The following is a 5312-nucleotide window of genomic DNA, read 5'->3' as shown; positions in this document are numbered from 1 at the left end:
CTGCGCCGCCTGTTCGGCCGCCTCGCGTCTGGCCGCGGCGCGGCGCTCGGCCTCGGCGCGGGCGGCGGCGGCACGCAGGTTGGCGAGCAGGGTTTCCAGCGCCTTGGCGTCCTGGCCCAGCGCCTTCTCGCGTTCGCTGCGGTCCTGGTAGCGCTGGTCCAGTTCCGAGACCACGGTGGCGCGCTGCTTGCGGTCGCGCTGCAGCGCCTGGGCCTGTTCCTGCTGGCGGCGCTGGGCCTCGCTCAGTTGCTGCTTCTGTTCGACGACCTCGCGCTGCACCTGTTCCAGCGCCTGCAACTCGTGGGTCAGCGTGGCGATGCGCTGCGCGCGCTCGCGCTGCAGATAGCGGTGGTACGCCAGCAGGCGGTTGGCATCGGCCACGCGGTCCTGCGCCAGCAACAGCTTCAGCGGCGCATTGCCGCCGATGGCATAGGCCGCCCGCAGCAGTTGCGCCAGTTCGGCGCGTTGCCGCGTCAAACCGCTGCGCAGGCCATCGCGCTTGCGCTCGAGCTCGGCCAGGGTCTGCTGGTGCCGCTGCAGCGCCTGTTGCGTCTGCGCCAGGCTGCGGCCGGTGACGGCGACCTTTTCGTCGGCCTCGCGCAACTGGCGAGCGGCGTCGCCGCGCTTGCCTTCCAGTTGCCGGCGCTCCTCGGCCACGCTCTTCAGTTCGTTGCGCACCTTCTCCAGGCGCTTTTCGGCCTCGCGCGGATTCTGCGCCGCGGCCAACCCGGCGGTCAGCAGCCACGCCAGCGCCAGCAGGCTGCGCAACGGCCCGCGCCATTGCACGGGCGCACGCCGCTCGGCCGCGCGGGGCGCGGCGGAATGCGATGGGACAGGCGCGGCTGCGGGCAAGCGGGGTTCCAGTGACTTCAGGCAGGTGTGGATTGTAGCGAAGCGTGTTGTGATCGCCCCACGATTGATTGCGGCCGCATCGCCGGCGCCCGGGAGGTGAAGGATGAAACGCATGCATCTGGCGGTTGTGCTGGCGCTGGCCCTGACGGCCGGCTCGGCGTTCGCGGGCGAGGGCATCAGCAAGGTCAACGGCAGCATCACCGCCGACGCCGGCAAGCAGTACGGCGATCTGGAAACGGTCAACGGCAGCATCACCGTGCAGTCCGGCGCCCAGGTGGGCAGCGTGGAAACGGTCAACGGCAGCGTCAAGGTCGCCGACGGCGCGCAGACCAAGGGGCTGTCCACGGTCAACGGCGGCATCACCCTCGGCGAGCGCGCGCAGGTCGCCGGTTCCATCGAAACCGTCAACGGCGGCATCTTCGTCGACCGCGGCGGCCGCGTCGGCGGCGGCATCGAGAGCGTCAACGGCAGCATCGGCCTGGTCGCCACGCAATTGGACAAGGGCATCGAGACGGTCAACGGCGACATCACCGTCGGCCACGATTCGCATGTCGGTGGTGGCATTTCGATCAACAAGCCCAGCTTCAGCATGTCGTTCAAGCCGACGCGCAAGCCGCGGGTCATCGTCGGCCCGCGTGCGGTGGTGGACGGCCCGCTGCGCTTCGAGCGCGAAGTGACCCTGTACGTGCACCGCAGCGCCAAGACCGGGCCGATCACCGGCGCCACCGCGCTACCCTTCGACGGCGACACCGCGCCGAACAACTGAGCCGTGCCGCGACGACGCGCCCGCCCGGGCGCGTGCGGCTTGCCTATAGAATCCGGGGTTCCCTCGCCATCAGGAGCCCCCATGTCCCGCAAGCTCGTGCTGTGCCTGGCCGCAGCCGCGGCGCTGACCGCGTGCAAACGCGAAGCGCCCGCCCCAGCCGCCGACATCGCGCCACCGGCCGCGGCGCCCGCACCCGCTGCGGCGCCCACGCACGCGTTCTCCACCGGGATCGCACCGGCGGACTTCGCCGAACTGGTCAAGACGCTGTCCTCCGATGCCTTCGAAGGCCGCGGTCCGGGTACGCCTGGCGAAGACAAGACGGTCAGCTACATCCGCGACCAGATGCAGCGCATCGGCCTGCAACCGGGCAACGGCGACAGCTGGTTCCAGGACGTGGCGATGACCGAGACCACCGCGGCGCCGGGCACAATGCTCACCATCGCCCACGACGGCGCAGCGCGGCAGCTGGCCTTCGGCACCGACATGGTGGTGGGCACGCGCACCGGCCAGCCCGAGGTCAAGCTCGATGGCAGCGACATGGTCTTCGTCGGCTACGGCGTGGACGCGCCGGAGCAGAAGTGGAACGACTATGCCGGCCAGGACTGGAAGGGCAAGACCGTGGTGATGTTCGTCAACGACCCCGGCTTCCACACCGGCGATGGCAGCCTGTTCGAAGGCAAGCGCATGACCTACTACGGGCGCTGGACCTACAAGTTTGAGGAAGCCGCGCGCAAGGGCGCCGCCGCCGCATTGATCGTGCACGACACGCCCGGCGCCAGCTACGGCTGGGACGTGGTCAAGAACTCCTGGTCCGGCGCGCAGTACGACCTGCCGGCGAAGGACGATCCGGAGCCGCGCATTCCGGTGCAGGGCTGGCTCACCGCCGAGGCGGCCAGGCAACTGTTCGCCGACGCCGGCCTGGACCTGGCGCAGGCCTACAAGGACGCCAGCAAGCGCGGCTTCAAGCCGATCCCGCTGAAGGCCAAGCTCTCGGTGGACCTGAAGAGCACCATCGCCGAGAAGACCTCGCGCAACGTGGTCGGGGTGCTGCCCGGCAGCAGCCGCGCCGACGAAGCGGTGCTGTACATGGCGCACTGGGACCACCTGGGCAAGCACGAGGGCGAGCCCGGCGACAACATCTACAACGGCGCGGTCGACAACGCCACCGGCGTGGCCGGCATCCTGGAAATCGCCGAGGCGTTCGCGCACGAGCAGCCCAAGCCAGAACGCTCGGTAGTGTTCCTGGCGGTGACGCTGGAGGAATCGGGGCTGCTCGGTTCCAAGTACTACGTGGCGCATCCGACCTTCCCGCTGAACAAGATCGCCGGCGTCATCAACCTGGATGCGATGCCGGTGGACGGGCGCGCCAAGGACCTGGTGGTCAACGGGTTCGGCAGCTCACAGCTGGAAGACCTGCTCAAGCCGATCGCGGCCGCGCAAGGCCGCGTGCTGCACGCCGAAGACGCGCCGCAGAGCGGGTTCTACTTCCGTTCGGATCACTTCAACTTCGCCAAGGCCGGCGTGCCGGCGCTGTACATCGACGGCGGCGAAGACCTGGTCGACGGCGGCATCGAAGCAGGACGGCGTGCGGCAGCCGAGTACGCCAAGCGCTACCACACGCCAGCCGACGAGTACGACCCGGCGACCTGGAAGCTCGACGGTGTGATGGACGACCTGCAGGCGGTGTACGGCGTTGGCAAGGAACTGGCCGCCGGCGACAGCTGGCCGAACTGGTACGCGGACAATCCGTTCAAGGCCGCACGCGACAAGATGATGGGCCGGCCGACGTCGCTGCCGGCGGCCGAGCCTGCCGCCGGCAAGTAGGCGGCGGCTTCCTTCGTTTCATGGCAACGGTGCTTCGGCGCCGTTGTCGTCTCTGCCACCATGTCCCGCGGCGCACCGCATAGTCGCTGCCACCACCTCGTGCAGATCGCTTACCGCACGCAGTGGTGCGCGGTTGCCGGACGTCTTCCGAGCGCCTCGAATGCCGATCGGAAGCCCACGCGTAGAGCACTTCGGCCGCGACGAGAGCTACCGCTACAGAAACGCCCGGGCATGCGCTGCCCGGGCTTTCATGGGATGACGATGACGCATGACGTGACCGCGGCGGCTGACCGCCACGGTCGCCGTCGGCTCAGGCCGCTTGCTTGGCCTGCCCCAGGCTGGCCATGTCGATGACGAAGCGGTACTTCACGTCGCCCTTGAGCATGCGCTCGTAGGCCTCGTTGATCTGCGCCATCTCGATCGTTTCGATGTCGGACACGATGCCGTGCTTGGCGCAGAAATCCAGCATCTCCTGCGTCTCACGGATGCCGCCGATCAGCGAACCGGCCAACTGGCGCCGCTTCATGATCAGGTTGAACACAGTCGGCGACGGATGCGGCTCGGCCGGCGCGCCGACCAGGGTCATGGAGCCGTCGCGCTTGAGCAGGGTCAGGAACGCATCCAGATCGTGCGGGGCCGCGACGGTGTTGAGAATGAAATCGAAGCTGTTGGTGTGCGCCGCCATCTCCTCGGCGTTCTTCGACACCACCACCTCGTTCGCGCCCAGGCGCAGCGCGTCGTCGCGCTTGCCGGCCGAGGTGGTGAACAGCACCACGTGCGCGCCCATCGCATGGGCAATCTTCACGCCCATGTGCCCGAGGCCGCCCAGCCCAACGATGCCGACCTTCTTGCCCGGGCCGACCTTCCAGTGATTCAGCGGGGAATACGTGGTGATGCCGGCGCACAGCAGCGGCGCCACCGCCGCCAGTTGCCCAGCATCGTGGCGAATATGCAACGTGTACTTCTCGTCGACCACGATGTGATCGGAGTAGCCGCCATACGTGTTCTCGCCGCCGAACATCGGACCGTTGTAGGTGCCGACGAAGCCGTTCTCGCAGTACTGCTCCTCGCCATCGGCACAGGAAGCGCAATGCCGACAGCTGTCGACCATGCAGCCGACACCGGCAAGATCGCCGACCTTGAAGGCACTGACCTGGTCGCCCACCGCGGTGATGCGACCGACGATTTCATGGCCCGGCACCGACGGGTACTGGGTGTTGTGCCACTCATTGCGGGCGGTATGCAGATCCGAGTGGCAGACGCCACAGTAGAGGATCTCGATACTGACGTCGTGCGCACCGAGCGCACGGCGCTCGAAGGTGAACGGGGTCAGCGGCTGATCGGATGCCTTGGCGGCGTATCCATTGGCTTGGCTCATGGGGGAAGGCCTCGTGGTGGGTGAAAGGGGCCGAAGGGCGGTGCGCATGTAGAGCAATCGATGCCTACGCGGTCGCCTGAGGTGGAAAAGTCTAAGCGGCGGGGCATGAAAGAGACGCATCGCCACATGGAACGGTGCGATGCGCGTCGTCAAAACGCCTCACCGAGTGCGGACTGGCGCACATGTTCGGCTGAACGCCCATGCACTTGACGGTGACATGTAGACGCGCCGACCGGCATTCATCGGCAGATTGCACGAGAGCGGATCTGCAATCGATGAGAAACGCGCACCAGGAAGTGCGCGTAATGCGTCCAATGACCAGTCACAGGATCGCCTACATGCTCTGTCCACTTTGGACGCAGAGTCGGTTCGATCGTGCAGTAGGCATTGGCAGGCAGATGCTTGTAGGCCGGGTTGCCGCTTGTCGACAACAGACGCCCAATAGGCCTTAGAGGAACCGAGCCCCTCTCCCGCCGGGAGAGGGGTTGGGGT

General features: G+C 67.5%; 3 protein-coding genes and 1 pseudogene. 2 read left to right on the top strand and 2 right to left on the bottom strand.

Features of this window, described 5'->3' with window-relative positions; translation table 11 throughout:
* Positions 1-768 (bottom strand): annotated as a pseudogene (locus D588_RS24205) (peptidase M23); the annotation flags it as partial.
* Between the two features lie 187 nt (positions 769-955).
* Between D588_RS24205 and D588_RS0106975 the strand changes: the two are divergent.
* Together D588_RS0106975 and D588_RS0106970 are read left to right on the top strand one after the other, a co-directional pair.
* Positions 956-1618 carry a hypothetical protein gene (locus D588_RS0106975; protein WP_017915467.1) on the top strand — a complete coding sequence of 221 codons (663 nt, stop codon included), beginning with the start codon at positions 956-958 and terminating at the stop codon, positions 1616-1618.
* Between the two features lie 81 nt (positions 1619-1699).
* Positions 1700-3442: a M28 family metallopeptidase gene (locus D588_RS0106970; protein WP_017915466.1), complete on the top strand. Its 1743-nt coding sequence runs from the start codon at positions 1700-1702 to the stop codon at positions 3440-3442.
* 310 nt (positions 3443-3752) lie between these two features.
* On the opposite strand, the gene D588_RS0106965 is transcribed toward D588_RS0106970, so the two are convergent.
* Positions 3753-4820: an NAD(P)-dependent alcohol dehydrogenase gene (locus D588_RS0106965; protein ID WP_017915465.1), complete on the bottom strand. Its 1068-nt coding sequence runs from the start codon at positions 4818-4820 to the stop codon at positions 3753-3755.
* Positions 4821-5312 lie beyond the last annotated feature (492 nt).

Source organism: Xanthomonas sp. SHU 308 (assembly GCF_000364645.1).
GTDB lineage: Bacteria > Pseudomonadota > Gammaproteobacteria > Xanthomonadales > Xanthomonadaceae > Xanthomonas_A > Xanthomonas_A sontii.
This window is presented reverse-complemented; position numbering and strand designations above follow the sequence as displayed.